The organism is Ferruginibacter sp. HRS2-29, from assembly GCF_024343615.1.
Classification (GTDB): domain Bacteria; phylum Bacteroidota; class Bacteroidia; order Chitinophagales; family Chitinophagaceae; genus Ferruginibacter.
In genome coordinates, this window is the sequence record NZ_RJUB01000004.1 from 110,227 (window position 1) to 128,677 (window position 18,451).

Here is an 18,451-nt window from a genome sequence, read left to right on the forward strand (position 1 = left end):
TCTTTAGAATCCGGGGCATAATCAATTATTAATTATTAATTATTTTACGGTGTTTCTAATCCCCAATCCCTTCCCTTATCAACCGCTGGTACTCCCTCTGTAATCCATCTTGCCGGTTTGGCACCTTTGAGGTAATAATCGAAAAATTGCGCCAGCCTTACAGAAAGGTCTTTACGGTTCTTTCTTTCCACCAGATTGTGATCTTCACCATTGTATTCAAGCATCCAGACTTTTTTGCCCAACCTGCGCAAAGCAGTAAAATATTCAATCCCCTGGTACCACGGCACGGAGCCATCCGCATCGTTGTGCATCAGCAGTAAAGGAGTCTTTACTTTGTCGGCATAAAACAACGGTGAATTTTTGATGTACAGATCCTGGCGTTGCCATAAAGTAGCGCCGATCCTGCTTTGAGTTTTCTCGTATTGAAACTGCCTGTTGAGGCCTGTTCCCCAGCGTATACCACCATAAGCACTCGTCATGTTTGCCACAGGCGCACCTGCTCCCGCGGCCCTGAACATATTGGTACGGGTGATGAGGTAAGCTACCTGGTAGCCTCCCCAGCTTTGTCCCTGTATAGCCATCCTGGTACTATCAATGAACGGCATTTTGGCCAGGAATTTTGCAGCGCTAACCACGCTGTTGTAAGCGCTCTGCCCGGGCTCACCGGTTTTGTAATAAATATTAGGGTCGAATACGATGTATTCATTGCTCACAAAATATGGAATGTTGACTGTCGAAGCGCTTGGTGCCGGGACCTTATAACTGAACAACCCGTCGGTATTGCGTTCGTAGAAATAAAAGATGACAGGATATTTTTTCTTAGGGTCAAAATTCTGCGGCTTGTATAAAATACCTTCGCTCATTTTTCCATCAAACATTTTCCAGCGTACAAGCTCTGCCGTTAGCCAGTTATAGGCGTCCTGCTGTGCTGCAATATCCGTAAGCTTTACCGGATTTCTGAGGTCTGCACCGGCATATAATTCCGAGGCCGCGATGCTTGTTTTCTGCAACAGATAAATATTGGCGTTATCTGCTTTCAATGTGCTCAGGTAAGCATTCGGACCAGTGACAATCTCTGTGGGATCCGCTGTTTCATTTACTTTTTTTATAAAAAAACCATTGAATTTATTCACTTTGTTCAACGACTGGAGCAGGATGGTTTCATCCTTATCGATGAACCGTTTTTCCTGGTCGAGGCGTACATAATTAAACTCCGTCTTGTTCTTTTTACCATAGCCGTTGGTGATGTTTTTCGGGGAAACCGCTCCTGATGGGTCTACCTGCCAGATATCGAATTCATCTTTGATCAAAAAATACTGATCATCCGTAGTCCAGCCGATCGTTCCGGCAGGAGATGGGAAATCAGGCACATCGTTTTCGGTATCGTATAAAGGTTCTTTGATCTTGTCCGTAATATTTTTTATTATACCCGTTGTTACATTATAAGTGAAATAGTCTTTCTTTTCCGGATTGTACCAGTATACATATTTACCATTCGGCGATGCCTGGAAAAATCCGTTATTATTGGCAAGGATAATTTTGCGCTGGCCATTACTTGTATTCACAACATAGGCGGTATACTTCTGGCGGCCTTCCCATTGCGATGCGATCCTGTTGCCACGGGTGCTCTGAGCCAGCGCCCAATCGGCATTCCCTTCATTTACGGTAGAAACGTTTTCAGCATCAAAAGCACCGATCTGGATCATTCCCGGCTGTCCGATGTTGATCACAGATACGTAACTGCGCTTCTGCTCCTGGGCGAGCTGCCTCAGTTGCTGCGGCTGCAGGTAATCATCGTTGTAATGCCACACATCGAGTCTCGCCAGTTCAAAATCTACCAGGTTGGTATCTTTCGCCGGCTGGACCGGCGATACGCCAAAAAATAATTTGCTGCCATCTTTACTGAAATCCATCCAGGCATTCTCACTAACGGTATAGCCTAACTGCATTCCGGGTGTATTCTTATCGGATAAGGCAATAGCCGAATCTTTGCCATTGCTGTAATACCAGAGTTTGTAGAATTTCTGCAAGGCCTTTGTGCTGCTGTCACGCTCCGCAACAAACCCTAGCTGATTGCCTGCTTTATCAAATACAAAATTTCTGGCGTCGTTAAAACCTTTCATGACCGTATCGATCCTGGATGTGGCCAACTCATATAATAGTACCAGTTGTTTGCTGTTGCTATCCTTCGCATTCTTTGTTATTTCAAGCAACAGTTTCGTTCCTTTTTCATCAAATAAATATTCGCTCACGCGTGCAAATGTTTTGCTCTTATTACCGCTAAGCTCACGGATAACCAGGTCTGTACCTTCCGTTGCAGCACCACCCGGAGCATCATCTCCTTCTGCATCGGTGAGCGATTGTTCGAGTAGCAGATCATCCGCTTTTTTATAAATTTCTTTCACCGCTTTTTGAGCAGCCACGATCACTTCTTCTTTTTCAATTTTACCTTTTACAGAATCGATGGACCTGCGGATCACAGAATCTGCCAGCTTTGTCAGCATATCTATCCTCAACTTCAATGAATCAGGTGAAAGTTTTTTCTTCGAGGTATCCGGCAGTGCTTTTTCCATCTGGTAAGCCACCCAGCCAAAACCTTTTTTAGCCGTTTTATAAGATTTGATCCTCGCGATCTTCGTTACGCTATCTGCCCCAAGCGTTACGATCGCGAGCGAATCTTTCGGCATTTCATCCGGCTTTTTCTTTTTGATCCGTGCCTGGCGTGTATCCTGGTAGACCGGCTTAATTTTGAAGATTGCAAAACGACTGTCTTCTGTTATCACAGCACTATATCCACGTGGCACTGCGAGTTTATAATTGGTAGAAAGATTTTTGATCACCAGTTCACCATCCCCCTCCTGCGCATTGATCGTATACAATACATATTTACCATCGTTGCTGATGGTACGCTCGCCTGCCGATTTCCAGTTGTCGTATACGGAATGATCGATCGGTCTTTTAACCTGCCCCGAAACAATTGCAGAGATCAATAATAAAACAGGAAGAAATATCTTGTGCATAACCAGAAAGTTTTGCCTAAAGATATTAAAAGAGAGCGGAAATTGTTTACCGTTCATAATCCTGTAGGTACATGCCTTTGACGCGTACTTCGCCGTACGCGTCAAAGGCATGTACCTACACAATTTTGTTGAAGCGGAGGTTGCGCCTGTTCTCCACCTGCCGTAAGATCACGAGTGTGATCACCATCCACATGAATCCCATGCAGAATCCCGCGATCACATCGCTGGCATAATGCACGCGAAGATAGATCCGGCTGATACCTACGAGTAGTGTTACCAATATAAAAATTATAACGGCGAGGTATCTTTTCCAACCCTTGAACCGGGATTTGTAAATAAGATAGATCACTATCCCAAAAAATGTAAAACTCATGAAAGCATGGCCGCTCGGGAAACTCAGCCCCTTCACTTCATGAAGCAAAGGCATATCCGGCCTTGGGCGCCTGAACAACATTTTCAGGCCGAACATTACGCATAAACTGCTCAATGAAACCACGGCAACCCTGATGCCATTCCAGTTATTTTTTCTTACAAAAAAATAATAGGCCATCAACAGAATAAAAGCGGGTATTAAAAAATATTGCGAGCCCAGCAGCGTAAAGAATTCCATGATGGAAGTATTCTTATCAGAAACATGCTGCTTCAGATAAATGAATATACGCTGATCGAAAGAATTCTTCTTTAAGAAGAAAATTCTTTTAATAAAAAAAACTACAATTACTAGTGCGACTAAAAAAGATATCATGGTCGCACATATCTTGAATGTGATAGTACGCTTCTTTTTTTGTGTGACAGTATGATATGGCTGTTGCAGTTCGGGCATATTCGGTCTATCGATCCGGCTGTGATAATGTTTTGAAGCTAAAAGGCATGGAGAAAATATCATACCAATGCATTTTTTAACCCCATTGTTATTCCTCAATAAAACCCCATGAAGCCCTGAGTTCCGCCATGTGAGCGGGTTCCAGGCGGGCAGACTCATAATGCCCCGCGATTGTTTTTTGCCGGAAGGCTTCATAAACACTGACAGCACACGCTACAGAAATATTGAGCGATTTAATGATGCCCACCTGTGGAATAATGAAGTTTCCATCGGCCAACCCGATAATCTCGTCGCTGCACCCGCTATGCTCATTGCCAAATACCAGCGCTACTTTTTGCGTAAGATCAAGTTCGTAAAGGCCAACGGCATCAGTGCTGAGGTGGGTGGTATATATCTTATCAAAACGTTTGCGAAGCTCTGCAAAACAGGTAGCGGCATCTGTAAACTGGTGTACCGTCAGCCATTTGGCTGCGCTGGAAGAACTTTTGGCTCCCCATTTTTTATGGTTCTCTATTTTCGAATTGAGTATGTAGATGTCTTGTATCCCCACTGCATCGCAGGTGCGCATTACTGCTGAAATATTATGCGGGTCTGCCACATTTTCCAATACCACGGTAAGCCCTGGCTGCCTTTTTACCAAAACATTCGTCAGGCGTTCATTTCTTTCTGGAGTCATGTTGCGAAAATCTGCATAAACTACCTTTCATCAAAATATTTTTTGCGTCAGCAGATCATTCCATACATTTAACGATAAATCATTCCAACATGAAAAAGTTAGCTTTCTATGCCATCAGCTGCTGTTTGCTGGCATCCTGCAACAATGCAGACAAAGGAAAGGACGGTTCCAAACCTGATATCCTTGCTGCCAACCTCGACTCGACCGTGAGCCCGGGAGAAGATTTTTTTCAATACGCCAATGGCGGATGGATAAAACGCACGCCAATCCCCGGAGCCGAAAGTGGCTGGGGAATCGGCAACATGGTGCAGGATGAAATATATGAAAGGCTGAAGAAGATCAATGAAGATGCTGCAAAAGAAAAAGCGGCGGCGGGAAGTATCTCACAAAAGATTGGCGATTATTGGAAAAGCGGGATGGATAGCGCAGCAATAGAAAAAGCAGGTTTATCGCCTTTGCAGGCCGATCTTAAAGCAATTGATGCTATCAGTAATACAGATCAACTGATCGCTACGGCTGCCAATCTTCATAAAAAATCTGTTGGCGGATTTTTCGGGACTTACGTAGGGCAGGATGATAAAAACAGTGAAGTGATGGCTTTCTTTGTGAGCCAGGGTGGGCTTGGATTACCTAACAGGGATTATTATTTTGACACCGATGAGCGCACGCTTAAAATAAAAGCGGCATATCGTGAATATATGGCAAAAACATTCCGTCAGCTGGATACTGCTACTGCAGCAAAAAATGCTGAAGCTGTTTTTGCTTTGGAAACAAAACTGGCAAAAGCGAGCAGGAAACTGGCTGACCTCCGTGATCCATACAAGAATTACAATAAGATGAGCTGGTTGCAACTCGCTGCTATTGCTCCGGATATTAACTGGAACGAATACACGAAAATATCAGGCGCCAATAAGGTTGATTCTGTCATAGTTGGCCAGCCGGAATTTTTAAAAACACTCAGTGCTGAAGTAAAATCCACCCCGATCGACACCTGGAAAAGTTATCTAAAGCTCCGGCTGATACAGGCTTCGGCACCCTATCTTGATCATGTAACTTTCAACAATAATTTTGAATACCGCAAATCCCTCACCGGTGCCACCGAGCCAAGGCCAAGGTGGAAACGTGTGCTGGATGCAGAGGAAGATGCTATGGGTGAGGCTTTGGGACAATTATTCGTAAAAGAATATTTCGGAGAAACGGCCAAGAAACGTTACAATGATATCGTGGAAAATGTGAGGGCGGCGTACAAAGAAAGGATCGCAAAACTTTCCTGGATGAGCGATAGCACCAAACAAAAAGCGTTTGAGAAGCTGGCGAAGATCACCAAAAAAGTGGGCTACCCGGATAAATGGAAAGATTTCAGTGCCTTGAAAATAGATGATGGTCCATGGATCCTGAATGTGCAAAGAGGCGCAGAATGGTGGCATAATTACGAGATCAACAAACTGGGCAAACCGGTAGACCGCAGCGAATGGGGGATGAACCCACAGGAATACAATGCCTATTACAACCCAAGCAACAACGAGATCGTGATGCCGGCGGGCATCTTCGCTGTGCCCGGCTACCGCGATGAAGACCTGGATGATGCTGTGGTGTATGGTTATGCGGCCGCTTCAACCATCGGTCACGAAATCACGCATGGTTTCGATGACCAGGGAAGGCAATATGATGCAGCAGGCAACCTCAAAAACTGGTGGACCAAAACCGATGAGGATGAATTTTCAAAAAGGGCTTCCATGATCATCAAACAATTCAACGAATTTGTTCCTGTTGATACCCTGCACATCAATGGCGATGCCACCCAGGGAGAAAACATCGCCGATCTTGGTGGTATGCTGATCGGGCTGGATGCGTTCAAGAAAACAGCAGCTTACAAAAAGAATGAAAAAATAGCAGGATTGACGCAACTTCAACGCTACTTCATGGGTTATGCATTGGGCTGGTTATATACAGTAAAAAAAGAACGCCTGGCTAATCTTGTGAAGACAGATGTGCATTCTCCAGCAAAAGAAAGAGTGAACGGACCGGTGGTGAACATTCCGGAATTTTATGAAGCTTTCGGCATCAAGAAAGGGGATAAGATGTACAGGCCTGATAGTTTGCGGGTAAATATCTGGTAAGAATAAAAAGCGCTGATTTGAAAAAGATGAAAAGATTTCGCTGATTATTTTGCTGGCGCAAAATGGAAATGCAGTTTGTCAGAATTTGGAGCTCTTGAAGTTCAGATACTGTCAAACTGCATTTTTGTTTTTATGAAATAAAAACAATCAGCGAAATCACATCATCCTTTTGAAATCTGCGATTATTTTTTTTGCTCATGCCTTTGTTTCAATACACCCTCAATCTCGTTCATCGTCATTCCCTTTGCCTGTAATAATATCAGGTAATGAAATAAAAGATCAGCCGCTTCATTCTTAAATAACTCATCATTATCATCTTTTGCCTCTATCACAAGCTCCACAGCCTCCTCGCCTACTTTCTGCGCAATTTTGTTGATCCCTTTTTTGAATAATGAACTGGTGTAAGATGTTTCAGCAGCTTCATTCTTTCTTTGCGTAATGATCGATTCAAGCGCCGGAATAAAACTCTGGGCTACATTTTTTTCTCCCCAGCAGGTATCGGTCCCCTTGTGGCAAACGGGGCCTGCAGGACGGACTTTGATAAGCAGGCTGTCGTTATCGCAATCAACACTGATCTCATTTACATGAAGAAAATTGCCGCTTTCCTCTCCTTTTGTCCAGAGCCTGTTTTTGCTCCGGCTAAAAAATGTGACAAGTCTCAGCTCTGTTGTTTTGTCCAAAGCTTCCTGGTTCATGAAACCCAGCATAAGGACTTTGAGCGTCACCGCATCCTGTATGATTGCCGGAGCCAATCCGTCGGTGTATTTTTTAAAATCGATTTGCATCTTCAAATAATTTATCGGTTAATCAACTCCTCACCGGAATATGATGGATATCTAAATATTTTTTCAATTCAGGGATGGCTATTTCTTTATAATGAAAAACACTGGCGGCTAAAGCGGCATCGGCTTTTCCTTTGCTGAAAACCTGCTCAAAATCTTTCATTGTTCCGGCACCGCCGGAAGCTATAACGGGAATGGATAAACGCTCAGATAACTCAGCTGTGATATCCAACGCAAAACCGTCTTTGGTGCCATCATTGTTCATCGACGTGAGCAATATTTCCCCGGCGCCAAGTTCCGCAGCCCGGATAGCCCAATCGATAGCCCTGGTGCTGGTTTTTACACGGCCACCGTTGAGATACACATACCATCCGCCGTCATCCTCTTTTTTTGTATCGATCGCCAGCACGATACACTGGCTGCCAAATGCATCACTCAACTCTTTTATAAGCGATGGGTTGTTGAATGCTGCCGTATTCACAGAAACCTTATCGGCACCGCTCCGCAACAAATCCTGCACATCTTCCACACTGCTTATGCCACCCCCGACTGTGAAAGGAATGTTGATCGCCGATGCAATTTTTTTCACCAGTTCCACCAGGGCTTTCCTTTTCTCTACCGTAGCTGTTATGTCTAAAAAAACAAGTTCGTCAGCACCCTGCGAAGAATAAAACACCGCCAGTTCTACAGGATCACCTGCATCGCGTATCTGTTCAAAGTTGATGCCTTTGACTGTGCGGCCGTCCCGGATATCAAGACATGGTATGATTCTTTTACAAAGCATGGATTCAATTAAGAATTAAAAATTGAGAGATCTTCGATGCGGATATTACCTTCATAGAGGGCTTTGCCGATAATGACCCCGCTGCAACCGGCATCCTTCAGGTCTTGTATATCTTTAGTACTACTGACGCCCCCGCTGGCAACGAGGTTTGTTTCGGGATGCTGCATCAATATAGCTTTATACAAATCTGTAGACGGGCCCTGCAACACACCATCTTTGGCGATATCGGTACAAAAAATATTGGTAGTGCCCAGGCTGATGATCTTGCCTATGAAGTCAAAAATGTTTACACCGCCGTCTTCCAGCCAACCGCTGATCTTTACTTTTTCTTCCAGGACATCAGCACCGATAAAAAACTTATCTGCACCGAATTCCATCAGCCACTCTTCTATCAGCAATGGCTCTTTTACAGCAAGGCTTCCAATGGTGACCATCGCTGCTCCGGCATCCAGTATCTGTTTTACATCAACAATCTTTTTTACGCCGCCACCAAAATCAATTTTTAAAGAAGTGGAAGAAGCCACTTTTTCCAATACCTCAAAGTTAATGACCTGCCCCTTTCTGGCCCCATCCAGATCTACGATGTGCAACCGTTTTATCCCTGCTGCTTCAAACCGTTTTGCCACTTCCACCGGATCATCACTGTAAATTTTACTGGTGGCGTAATCACCTTTTGTGAGACGTACGCATTTACCTTCCATGATGTCGATCGCAGGAACTATAAATTCCCCGGATCTTTCCTGTAACCCGTCGCTGTTGAATGTTGCCATAATAATTTATTTTATATCAAACCAACGAAAGAAAATTTTGCAAAATCATTTCACCAATACTACCCGATTTTTCCGGGTGAAACTGCACGGCATAAAAATTATCTTTTTGCAAAGCAGCACTGTAAGGGATGCCATACTCCGTTGTAGCCACCGTTTGACTGCACACTTCCGCATAATAACTATGAACACAATAAACAAATCCGTTCTCTTTCACGGTATCGAATAGCGGCGAAGCATACCCGAAAATATTATTCCAGCCTACCTGCGGAACCTTTAATCCTTCGAGCTCAAAACGCCTGACAGCGGTATCAAATATCCCCAGGCAACCGGTATTACCCTCTTCGGAATGCCGGCAAAGCAGCTGTAATCCAAGGCAGATGCCCAGTACAGGCTGTTTCAACGAAACGATCACCTGATCCAGGCTTTTATTCCGCAGCTTTTGCATGGCCGCAGCGGCATGCCCCACGCCGGGAAAGATCACTTTATCGGCCTCCCGTATCAAACCCGTATCATCCGTGAGGAAACTTTCTACACCCAACCGCTGCAAAGCATTCATCACGCTCTGCACATTTCCTGCATCGTAATCGATCACCGCTATTTTCATTATAATATTCCTTTGGTAGATGGAAGAGAATTGTTGTTAATGTCACGTTTCACCGCACTCCTGATCGCTTTGGCAAAGGCTTTAAAAATGGCTTCTATTTTATGATGTTCATTTTCTCCTTCGGCTTTGATATTGAGATTGCATTTTGCGGCGTCGCTGAACGATTTGAAAAAATGAAAAAACATTTCCGTTGGCATCTCTCCTATCTTTTCCCTTTTGAAACCGGCGTCCCACACGATCCAGTTACGGCCACCAAAATCAATCGCCACCTGGGCAAGACAATCATCCATCGGCAATAAAAACCCATACCGGTTTATACCTTTCTTATGCCCCAAAGCCTTTGCAAATGCTTCACCAAGTGCAATCCCGGTGTCTTCTATGGTATGATGCTCATCTATATGCAGATCACCCCTGCAGGTTATCGAAAGATCAAGTTGCCCATGTTTTGCCAGTTGATCCAGCATATGATCAAAAAAAGAAATACCGGTATGTACAGAAGAAATCCCTGTTCCATCGAGGTTGAGCGTAACCGTTATTTTTGTTTCATTTGTATTACGTTCCTGTGTAATTTGCCTTGGTGGCAACTTCAGGTATTCGTAGATATTTTTCCAGTCCGGGGTATCCAACACGATCGTTCCTTTTTTCAATTCTTCAAAAGAATTGTTTATTTCCATCGCACCCAGCTGGGGATCATTATTCAACCAGAACCCTTTGCAGGAAAGGTTTTTAGCAAGCTGCATATCTGTGATGCGATCACCGATGACAAATGACCCGGTGAGGTCATATTTTTCTTTATCGAAGTAAGCCGTCAATAATCCCGTAGCTGGTTTACGCGTTGGCGCATGCTGCTCCGGAAAAGTTTTATCGATCAGTACTTCCGAAAAAAATATCTGTTCGTTTTCAAGGCTCTTCATCACAAGATTATGAACAGGCCAGAATGTATCTTCAGGAAATGTATCCGTTCCCAATCCATCCTGGTTGGTGATCATCACCAGCTCGTAATCAAGTTCTGCAGCAATTTTGCGGAGATAATAAAACATATCGGGATAAAATTCCAGTTTGCTGAAATCATCCAGTTGATAGGTTGGCGGCGCTTCTTTGATAAGCGTACCATCGCGATCGATGAATAATACTTTTTTCATCCTTTGTATTGTTTAAATATTTGAACGAGTTTTTTATTTTCAGCAGGTGTACCGATGGTGATCCTTAAACTATTTTCACACAAAGGTTCACGGCTCCGGTTTCGTACCACGATCCCGTTTTCCGCAAGGAATTTATATAAGCCTTCTGCATCCCTAACTTTTACCAGAATGAAATTGGCATCGCTCGGATAAACTTTTTCTACATAAGACAAGTCAGCCAATTCATCGCCAACCCAGTCTTTTTGAGCCACTACTTCTTTTATCCAACCATTTACCAGGGTTGTATTCGTCAATGCCTCTGTTGCCATCTGCTGCGATGCTTCATTGATATTATAAGGTGGTTTTACTTTGTTGAAAAGATCGATGATATCCATCGACGCATAACATAACCCTACCCGCAATGCCGCCATGCCCCATGCTTTGGACAACGTCTGCATAACGATAAGATTAGGATAAATGGTCAGTTCCTGTATGAATGTTTTCTGTTTGGAATAATTGATGTATGCCTCGTCAATGATCACGATTCCCGGAAATGTGTTGAGCAACTCCACTACGTCATCCCGTTTCATATCATTCCCTGTAGGATTATTCGGCGAACAGATGAACAACATTTTTGTGTTCACATCTATGGCAGCAAGTATTGCAGGCACATCGAGCTGGTAACTAACGGTAAGGTTTACCCGCTTTATTGCCACATCGTTGATATTGGCACTCACTTCATACATTCCATAAGTAGGCGGACAAATGATCACATTATCTTTTTGCGGGTCGCAGAAAATGCGGTAAGCCAGATCGATCACTTCATCACTGCCGTTTCCTATAAAAATATTTTCCGCCGGTACACCTTTGATCCTCGCCAGCTGAAACTTAAGCTGCCACTGCAATGGATCAGGATACCGGTTGTATTCATCTTCCATCGGCGATCCATATGCATTCTCATTCGCGTCGAGGAATACGGACGCTTTTCCGGTAAATTCATGCCGGGCAGATGAATACGGTTTCAGCTGCTGAATATTTTTCCTGACCAGTTTATTAAGATCGATTGCCATAATCTATTTTTTTGAAATTTCATTCAGCCGGATGGATACGGCTTTTTTGTGTGCGTCCAACCCTTCGGCCGCAGCCATCAGTTCTACTGCATCCCCGATGTTGGCAAGACCTTGTTTTGTAAGCTTCTGAAATGTGATCTTTTTTACAAAACTATCCAATGAAACGCCGCTATAAGCTTTTGCAAAACTATTCGTGGGCAATGTATGGTTTGTTCCGGAAGCATAATCACCAACGCTTTCGGGCGAATAATGCCCAAGGAAAACACTCCCCGCATTTACCACCGATCCCGCGAGTTTTTCCGCATTATCCGAAGCAATGATGAGGTGTTCGGGTGCATATTCATTCAATAATTCAAAAGCTTCTCCTGTATCTTTTATCACCAATAGCCGGCTATTCTGCAATGCTTTTTCGGCAATCTCTTTTCGGGATAAAGTTTCCAATTGCAGATTGATCGCCTGTTTCACTGCTTCCACCAGATCTTCACTGGTCGCTACCAGCAACACCTGGCTATCGGCGCCGTGCTCTGCCTGGCTCAACAGATCTGCCGCAACGAAAGATGGATGTGCAGTTTCATCTGCATAAACCGCTACTTCACTAGGGCCCGCGGGCATGTCGATCGCGATGCCTTCCTTGTTGATCAGTTGCTTGGCGCAGGTGACATATTGATTACCGGGACCAAATATCTTGCTTACCTGCGGAACTGTTTCCGTGCCGTATGCCATGGCGGCAATGGCCTGTACCCCGCCGATCTTGTACACTTTTTTTAAACCCAGCAGATCCGCGACATATAATATCACAGGGTTGATCTTTCCGTTTTTGTCAACCGGAGTACAAACGACAATTTCTTTACACCCCGCTATCCGTGCAGGTATGCCGAGCATGAGCAGGGTGGAAAATAATGGGGCCGATCCACCGGGAATGTATAATCCTACTTTTTCAATCGCCAGGTTCCTGCGCCAGCAAAATACACCGGGCATGGTTTCAATGATCTCGGGCTCCGCCTGCTGACGTTGATGAAAAACGGTGATATTTTTTTTTGCGATATCGATGGCGGCTTTTAATGCATCATCAACCAATGCAACAACTTCAATAAATTCAGCATCACTCACCAATGTATTTTCATTTTCTACCCCGTCAAATAAACCGGAATACTTTTTAACGGCCCTGTCGCCATTCAGCTTAACATCCCGCAGTATTGTATCCACAGTATTTTCCAGTGATTGGTTGTCGATGGAAGGACGGCGTAAAATGGAAGGCCATTCGTTTTTAGGAGGAGAGATAAATATTTGCATTCTTTTAATTAATAATTAATAATTTTTTCGGATTGAATATTAAATAATAGTTAGAATGAATTTCCCGGGAAGGAATTATTAATTATTAACTATTAATTATTAATCCTACACAATCATTTTTTCAATAGGTATCACAATGATCCCTTCGGCTTCAAATTGTTTCAGTTTTTCAATCACATCCCAGAAATCATTTTCATTCACCACACTCTGAACGCTGCTCCAGCCTTCTTCTGCAAGGTTTACTACTGTTGGGCTTTTCATTCCGGGTAATAGTTTAAATATATTTCCTAACTGATGATTGGGTGCATTAAGAAGAATGTATTTGTTATTTTTCGCGGTCTTTACAGCATTTATGCGGAGCAATAATTTCTGCAGGATCGTTTTCTTTTCTTCCGGCAATTTTTTGTTCGTTACCAGTACTGCTTCAGATTGCAATATCGTTTCCACTTCCTTCAGGCCATTTGTAAACAGGGTGCTGCCGCTACTCACGAGATCGCAGATCGCATCTGCCAATCCGATACCGGGTGCTATTTCCACTGATCCGCTGATCTCATGTATCTCCGCATCCACTTTTTTTTCTGCCAGGTATTGCTGCAGCATCCCGGAGTAAGTGGTCGCTATTTTCAGTCCTTTCAGATCATTGACAGAATCGTATTTCATCGCTTTCGGAACCGCGATACTCAACCTGCATCTGCCGAACCCCAGCCTGTACAACAACTCTATATCCTTATTTTTTTCGAGCAATACATTTTCGCCAACGATCCCGATATCTGCTACTCCATCGTATACATATTGGGGAATATCATCGTCACGCAGAAAATAAACTTCCAGCGGAAAATTGAACGCTACAGTCTTCAATTGTTTGTTACCATTATTAAGCTCTATGCCGCATTCCTTCAGCAGTTTCACTGAATCTTCATAGAGTCTGCCTGATTTTTGAATTGCTATTTTTAACATGGGTGAATGAGTGAATAGGTGAATAAAAAAAAGGGCTCACTTTTCAGTAAGCCCTTTCAAGAATATGTACAGTTACAGACATATCAGCATAGCTTACCGTGTGGCAATGTATGATGATGATGTATGTATGTGAAATTTTGCATTGAGAAACGAAGGTAATTAATAATTTATAATTAATAATGAATAATTAATAATTTTTTCAGGGCCAGATTTTAAGTTTCTTCAAATCCCGCAATTAGCTCGAAAAAACGGGCACGATCATATAAATCATAGGAAATTACTACGTTGAACAGATTCGAAACCGGAAGAATTATTCATTATTAATTATTCATTATTAATTAAACAGCCCTTCATTGATAGTGATCCCCAACCCGTTCCCTGTTGTATAAATGATCTTCCCCTGGTCAAAAGTAACTCCCGTTGCCACATCTTCTTTGAGTAATAATGGCCCATCCATATCCACATAATCCAGCAGTGGCGCCAGCTGTGCGATGGCAGCCGTTCCTACAGAACTCTCGTTCATGCACCCCACCATCACTTTCATCCCGAGCTCACGGGCTTTTGTGATCATGCGGCGGGCGACAGTGATGCCGCTGCATTTAGTCAATTTTATATTGATCCCGTGAAAATGCCCGTAACATTTTTCTACATCTTCTTCCTTTACGCAAGCTTCATCAGCGATCAATGGCAGCGGCGATCTTTCATACAACACTTTCATTCCCTCCCAATCATCTTTTGCCAGGGGCTGTTCTACGAATTCCACTCCCAGTTCCTTCAGCTGTGGTATTTTTTCCAAAGCCTGTTCCAGTGTCCAGCCTGCATTGGCATCCACCCGAAAAACCGCCTCCGTATGTTTTCGCAAAGCCGCTACCATTTCCACATCGCCTTCCACTCCTACTTTTATTTTATAGATCGGCCAGGGTTTCTCTTTCATCTTGCTTACCATGGTATCCACATCGGCGATGCCGATGGTGAAATCCGTTGGTGGCGCTTTTGAAAGATCCAGTCCCCAAAGCTGATGCAGTTGTTTATTGCGAAGTTTTCCAAAAAGATCCCAGCCTGCCATGTCGAGCGCATTTACCAGGAAAGAATTTTGCGGAAAAAGATGGTGCAGGTAATGCCAATAGCGCTCCGGATCCTGGAATGAAAATTTCTCCACGAATTTTCTTTTCGTTTCCAGATCCTCCACCATTTTTTCTACGGGAATATTATAATATGCAATGGCTGGAGCCTCGCCATATCCCTTCACCCCTAAGTATTCCAGCTCTACGAGCAACGAAGGCTGATGGGTTTTTGTTCCTTTGGAAATCGTGAAAGGATGAGTGAAAGGTAGATTGATTGTTTTGTAGGAAAGGAGCATGTTGTAAGGTGGTTAAGAGTAAGTTTAAGCATTAAAGACTTTTGAGGCAGGAGGCAGGATGCTGGTTGCTGGAAACCGGATGTCAGGAAAGCATGTCCTGAAAGAACTGCTGGCAACTAACATCTATCCACTTACAACTTCTATCTCCCGCTATCCTCAATCTGCGAACGCAATTCTCCCGTAAAATCCTTATCTGCCAACAATTTTTCCATGGTAATATGCATGCGGTAATTCCATACGTGATCGGGATTGGCAGGAACGTTGATCCTTTCTTCCAGTGGATTTTGCCTGCGCAATCTCCCATTCATCGCAAGAAGGTCCTGCAGCAGGAATACACTCCACATGGCAGGTGCATACAAATGCTGGTTGATGATATCTTTCGCTATCCATGGTTCGCAATAAAAAGGTGCTTCGCCATAATGGCCAAGGCCTTCGTTGTAAAAGATCTGTGTCATCTTACGATCTTCTTCCCACCATTCGCGGATCGTGCTCATATCGTGTGTAGAAGGCGTTAACACACAATCGTATTGTGCGGCAGATGGTGGTGAAAAACTTTCGGTACTTTTCTTCGGCATCCTTTCTACCTGCAGCGATAATATTTCCATATCGTGCAACACTCCCGGAACGAAAGAAGGAACCATTCCAAGATCTTCGCCGCAGAGCAACATATTATTGCTGGCATTTTTCAACGCCGCAATTTTTTTGATCCCTTCTTCCTTCCATAATTCATCCTGCAGGGTGAAGAGGTAACGGTTGTAAAGGGTATCAAGGATACGCCTTTCGTGTTCGCCAAGATGCCTGAACGAAGTGGTAGCAAAAATATTTATCCTGAAATGATAATGCCCGGGATCGGTATCTTTTATCAGGATCACATCGGTGAGCAGGTCAAACAGCGGCTGTTGCGCCCAGGATTTTTCGGGATTTTTGTCAAAATATGCAGCAATTTTCCGCTGTGTATCAAATGCATGTTTGAAATGAAAACCGTCGAGGAATGTCTCTTTCACCCATCCAGCCTGTTCACCAAAATTTTCTTTGAGAATATTCTCCGTGATATACGGATCGCACAACCTTGCTTCGTTGAAGTGCATGCCTGCTGCAGAAAAATCGTGTGCCGACAATGCATTCGCAGGAATAAACCTCCCCAGTATACCTTCGATGGAATCGAGCGGAATGCTCCAGATACGGAAGAAACCGAGCACGTGATCGATCCGGACCGCGTCGAAATAATTAGACAACTGCTCCATACGCTGGCGCCACCAGGCATAATTATCCACCGACATCTGTTGCCAGTCGTAAGTAGGAAAACTCCAGTTCTGCCCCTTGGTAGCAAAAGCATCCGGTGGGGCACCTGCCTGTTTGTCCATATGGAACAGGTGCGGGTACATCCACGTATCTACGCTGCTGCGGCCTACGCCTATCGGCAGATCGGCTTTGAGTACGATGCCGTTTTTATGCGCATAATCGGTAGCATCTTTCAATTGCAGGTGCAGGTGATACTGCGTAAAATAATGTATCGCTATATCATCGTATTCCTTATTATCGGCACCGGTCAATTCATTGATGAGGCTTTCATCGTAGACACTGTAATCGCCCCATTGATTGAAGTCGGCTGTTTTATATTTATCCCGCAGGTAACAAAATGCCGCATAAGGCTGCAGCCAGCCACGGTTCATATCGAAGAACTCAAACCAGTCGAGGTCGTCTTTGAAATATTGTTTTTCTTTTTCGTACAGCAGGCGGATGGCTTTTTGTTTCAATGCCGCTACCGCTTCATAATCCATTTGTGGTTCTTCATTCAGCCTTTTCACTTCATCGAGAATATCGGCACCAAACTTTACAGAAAAAGCGGTTGCCAGTTTCTGTACGTTCAGGAAAACGGGATGCAGTGCAAAAGCCGAAATGGCCGAGTATGGATAAGAATCTTTGTTGGTGTGTGTAGCAGTAGTATCGTTCACCGGCAGCAACTGTATCAGCCGCATTCCCGATTCTTTGCACCAGTCCGTTACCAGGAAAAGATCGGTAAAATCGCCGGTACCCCAGCCGCGGTTGGTCTTGATGGAAGACAACTGAATATTGAGACCGGCACCTTTCCAGGCGTATTTCCTGAAATCGGCGAGCATGTTATAAATATGCAGCACTTCTTTATCTTCAAAAAAGCCGATCTTCCGGTTGCTGCCTTCTTCATAATACACCACTTTTTTCTGCAGACTGTCGTACACCCCTATCTTGAATTCTACCGGAAAAATTTCTTTGGAAAGATTCAGCTTTACCGTCCAGTTGCCATCGGATTTATGAAGGAGCAATGGATCGGACTCATCCCACCCGTTCATTTTTTTTGCCGAGCCGGCAATACATATATGATGATGCGGCGCCATCTCCGGGCTTTTTACCCTGAACAGATGTGTGGGGGTTTTTACGGTAACCTTTTTGGCCTCCTTTTTATCTTCCTGCTTCAGCAGTTTTATGAATGGCCTTGTTTTATAAAGGTCAGCATGGAGATCGGGTTGTTTCCACTCGTCGAGTATTTCGGTTTCGCCAGCTTTTATTTTTTTCAGGTTCACCTCATTCTTATTTTGCAATACTTCCTTTTCCTGCCCAAATTCATATAATATATAATGGTAGCTGAATTTATCGGTAAACCCATATTCTTTGGTGTCAATTGTTACCTGCCAGAATTCATCATTGAGATATTGTAGTGGTATAAGATATGTTTGCGCCTCATCCGTTTTGGTATTTTCCTTTATGCTGATAGATATGGCCTGACCGTAAGTAGTGGTATATTTTATATAGAAGCGAAGAATCATATTGTGTATTTGGTACGCAATTTAAGCAGATTACAACAATTGGGTTTTTAAAAATAAATTTACTTTAAATTTTTACCCTTTAAACGGTTTGGTTGTATATTTGCCAAAACTAATCAACTATGCAAGCAGCGAAAAAATCAAGAGGTAAATACTGGGTAGGCTTTTTATTATCAGTAGTCGTTTTCTTTGTAGTATATCATTTTGGTGGCGGCTATTGTTCCATGATATTACCTTTCAATGTGACCCTTTTCGCTATGGCGCTTGACC

14 protein-coding genes are annotated in these 18,451 nt (G+C 43.7%); 1 reads left to right on the forward strand and 13 read right to left on the reverse strand.

Annotated features, from left to right (window positions below):
- Positions 1-44: 44 nt before the first annotated feature.
- The 3 genes from EGI32_RS02605 to EGI32_RS02615 form a co-directional block, all read right to left on the reverse strand.
- Positions 45-3,020 (reverse strand): prolyl oligopeptidase family serine peptidase, encoded by a 2,976-nt coding sequence (locus EGI32_RS02605; RefSeq protein ID WP_255153805.1) that lies wholly within the window; start codon positions 3,018-3,020, stop codon positions 45-47.
- Between the two features lie 115 nt (positions 3,021-3,135).
- Complete coding sequence (locus EGI32_RS02610) at positions 3,136-3,630, reverse strand: phosphatase PAP2 family protein (protein WP_255153806.1); 495 nt, start codon at positions 3,628-3,630, stop codon at positions 3,136-3,138.
- Between the two features lie 301 nt (positions 3,631-3,931).
- Positions 3,932-4,519 (reverse strand): RNA methyltransferase, encoded by a 588-nt coding sequence (locus tag EGI32_RS02615; protein ID WP_255153807.1) that lies wholly within the window; start codon positions 4,517-4,519, stop codon positions 3,932-3,934.
- An 89-nt stretch (positions 4,520-4,608) separates the two neighbouring features.
- Between EGI32_RS02615 and EGI32_RS02620 the strand changes: the two genes are divergently transcribed.
- Positions 4,609-6,639: a M13 family metallopeptidase gene (locus tag EGI32_RS02620; RefSeq protein ID WP_255153808.1), complete on the forward strand. Its 2,031-nt coding sequence runs from the start codon at positions 4,609-4,611 to the stop codon at positions 6,637-6,639.
- A gap of 182 nt (positions 6,640-6,821) precedes the next feature.
- Here the strand turns inward: EGI32_RS02620 and hisIE are convergent, their stop codons facing one another.
- The 10 genes from hisIE to EGI32_RS02670 all read right to left on the reverse strand — a co-directional run bounded on the left by hisIE (position 6,822) and on the right by EGI32_RS02670 (position 18,184).
- Positions 6,822-7,424, reverse strand: a complete 603-nt coding sequence (hisIE, locus tag EGI32_RS02625) for a bifunctional phosphoribosyl-AMP cyclohydrolase/phosphoribosyl-ATP diphosphatase HisIE (RefSeq protein ID WP_255153809.1) — start codon at positions 7,422-7,424, stop codon at positions 6,822-6,824.
- Between the two features lie 22 nt (positions 7,425-7,446).
- Positions 7,447-8,205, reverse strand: coding sequence for an imidazole glycerol phosphate synthase subunit HisF (gene hisF / locus EGI32_RS02630; protein WP_255153810.1), 759 nt, complete (start codon positions 8,203-8,205; stop codon positions 7,447-7,449).
- Between the two features lie 8 nt (positions 8,206-8,213).
- Positions 8,214-8,975 carry a 1-(5-phosphoribosyl)-5-[(5-phosphoribosylamino)methylideneamino]imidazole-4-carboxamide isomerase gene (gene hisA, locus EGI32_RS02635; protein WP_255153811.1) on the reverse strand — a complete coding sequence of 254 codons (762 nt, stop codon included), beginning with the start codon at positions 8,973-8,975 and terminating at the stop codon, positions 8,214-8,216.
- A gap of 16 nt (positions 8,976-8,991) precedes the next feature.
- Complete coding sequence (gene hisH, locus EGI32_RS02640) at positions 8,992-9,579, reverse strand: imidazole glycerol phosphate synthase subunit HisH (protein WP_255153812.1); 588 nt, start codon at positions 9,577-9,579, stop codon at positions 8,992-8,994.
- Positions 9,579-10,721: a bifunctional histidinol-phosphatase/imidazoleglycerol-phosphate dehydratase HisB gene (hisB, locus tag EGI32_RS02645; protein WP_255153813.1), complete on the reverse strand. Its 1,143-nt coding sequence runs from the start codon at positions 10,719-10,721 to the stop codon at positions 9,579-9,581. The genes hisH and hisB overlap by 1 nt, the downstream gene beginning before the upstream one ends.
- Positions 10,718-11,770 carry a histidinol-phosphate transaminase gene (gene hisC, locus EGI32_RS02650; protein WP_255153814.1) on the reverse strand — a complete coding sequence of 351 codons (1,053 nt, stop codon included), beginning with the start codon at positions 11,768-11,770 and terminating at the stop codon, positions 10,718-10,720. Before hisC ends, hisB begins: the two co-directional genes overlap by 4 nt.
- Before the next feature lie 3 nt (positions 11,771-11,773).
- The gene (hisD, locus tag EGI32_RS02655) at positions 11,774-13,063 is read right to left on the reverse strand and encodes a histidinol dehydrogenase (protein WP_255153815.1); all 1,290 of its coding nucleotides are present in this window, start codon (positions 13,061-13,063) and stop codon (positions 11,774-11,776) included.
- Between the two features lie 105 nt (positions 13,064-13,168).
- Complete coding sequence (gene hisG / locus EGI32_RS02660; protein ID WP_255153816.1) at positions 13,169-14,020, reverse strand: ATP phosphoribosyltransferase; 852 nt, start codon at positions 14,018-14,020, stop codon at positions 13,169-13,171.
- Positions 14,021-14,354: 334 nt separating this feature from the next.
- The gene (locus tag EGI32_RS02665) at positions 14,355-15,380 is read right to left on the reverse strand and encodes a dipeptide epimerase (protein WP_255153817.1); all 1,026 of its coding nucleotides are present in this window, start codon (positions 15,378-15,380) and stop codon (positions 14,355-14,357) included.
- A gap of 140 nt (positions 15,381-15,520) precedes the next feature.
- Positions 15,521-18,184, reverse strand: a complete 2,664-nt coding sequence (locus tag EGI32_RS02670) for a 4-alpha-glucanotransferase (protein ID WP_255153818.1) — start codon at positions 18,182-18,184, stop codon at positions 15,521-15,523.
- Positions 18,185-18,451: the final 267 nt, after the last annotated feature.

Coding starts and splice junctions, on each gene's coding strand:
- EGI32_RS02605 (WP_255153805.1), bottom strand. CDS start 3,020: ATGCACAAGATATTTCTTCCTGTTTTATTATTGATCTCTGCAATTGTT.
- EGI32_RS02610 (WP_255153806.1), bottom strand. CDS start 3,630: ATGGAATTCTTTACGCTGCTGGGCTCGCAATATTTTTTAATACCCGCT.
- EGI32_RS02615 (WP_255153807.1), bottom strand. CDS start 4,519: ATGACTCCAGAAAGAAATGAACGCCTGACGAATGTTTTGGTAAAAAGG.
- EGI32_RS02620 (WP_255153808.1), top strand. CDS start 4,609: ATGAAAAAGTTAGCTTTCTATGCCATCAGCTGCTGTTTGCTGGCATCC.
- hisIE (WP_255153809.1), bottom strand. CDS start 7,424: ATGCAAATCGATTTTAAAAAATACACCGACGGATTGGCTCCGGCAATC.
- hisF (WP_255153810.1), bottom strand. CDS start 8,205: ATGCTTTGTAAAAGAATCATACCATGTCTTGATATCCGGGACGGCCGC.
- hisA (WP_255153811.1), bottom strand. CDS start 8,975: ATGGCAACATTCAACAGCGACGGGTTACAGGAAAGATCCGGGGAATTT.
- hisH (WP_255153812.1), bottom strand. CDS start 9,579: ATGAAAATAGCGGTGATCGATTACGATGCAGGAAATGTGCAGAGCGTG.
- hisB (WP_255153813.1), bottom strand. CDS start 10,721: ATGAAAAAAGTATTATTCATCGATCGCGATGGTACGCTTATCAAAGAA.
- hisC (WP_255153814.1), bottom strand. CDS start 11,770: ATGGCAATCGATCTTAATAAACTGGTCAGGAAAAATATTCAGCAGCTG.
- hisD (WP_255153815.1), bottom strand. CDS start 13,063: ATGCAAATATTTATCTCTCCTCCTAAAAACGAATGGCCTTCCATTTTA.
- hisG (WP_255153816.1), bottom strand. CDS start 14,020: ATGTTAAAAATAGCAATTCAAAAATCAGGCAGACTCTATGAAGATTCA.
- EGI32_RS02665 (WP_255153817.1), bottom strand. CDS start 15,380: ATGCTCCTTTCCTACAAAACAATCAATCTACCTTTCACTCATCCTTTC.
- EGI32_RS02670 (WP_255153818.1), bottom strand. CDS start 18,184: ATGATTCTTCGCTTCTATATAAAATATACCACTACTTACGGTCAGGCC.